This window comes from Bartonella sp. CL63NXGY (genome assembly GCF_042194905.1).
In the GTDB taxonomy this organism is placed as follows: domain Bacteria; phylum Pseudomonadota; class Alphaproteobacteria; order Rhizobiales; family Rhizobiaceae; genus Bartonella.
Map to the genome: position 1 here is coordinate 1 of NZ_JBHINK010000079.1, position 769 is coordinate 769.

General features: G+C 41.1%; 1 pseudogene. It reads right to left on the reverse strand.

Annotation, left to right across the window (positions count from 1 at the left end):
* Nucleotides 1-721, reverse strand: a pseudogene (locus tag ACFIK0_RS09325) (hypothetical protein); the annotation flags it as partial.
* Between the last annotated feature and the right edge of the window lie 48 nt (nucleotides 722-769).

Below are 769 nucleotides of genomic sequence, written 5' to 3' on the forward strand. Positions count from 1 at the left end.
AAATTATCCGATCAGCACCGCTTTCATTTGCAATATTGATTTCTGCGCCACCTACTTTTGCACCAATAGTGAGACGACTCGTTGTCTTATCTTGCTGAACAAAGCTCTCGCTTTCCACTTTGGTAATCACATTATTAACCTGTTCAGTCAATTTATTCTGAACATTCGTGATAGAACTTCCAACACCGGCAAGTGCATCCGCTACATTCTGATAATTCTTGTCAAAAGAAGTACCATCCTCACCAAACTGCTTGATCTTGAAATCCGGTGCTTTCCATTTGCCCTCTTCATCATAACCAGCACCACCACCAAAATAGGATGCAAGCGTGTTACCCATTGAATAAAGTTGACCACCATTTACTGCATCTGTTGAGTTTTGGGTAATCTCACCACTTGCTAGAAACGTAATTCTACTGTTTTCTTGTGTTCTTACAGCCCTGCCTTTTTCTTCTTTTCTCTTTTCATGACGCGCTACAAAGGCATTGGCTTCATCATTCCATAACAAAGAATCCTGCGCTACTCCTTCAGAAACTTCTTTAATCCGTGCATTCACATTCTTGATATTTGTATCAAGACCAGTAAATGCACTCCCAACATCTTTAAAAGAGCCCTCTGTTATATTACCCTTTGTATCAATCTTGGATAAGTCATAAGTTGGTCCCGTCATGTCAGAACCAGCAACTCCTGCACCCCCACCAAAATATTTTGATGTATTCGCCATAGCCGTTTCCAGATTTCTCGCTGTGGACGAAAGACCCTCATTGGTTTT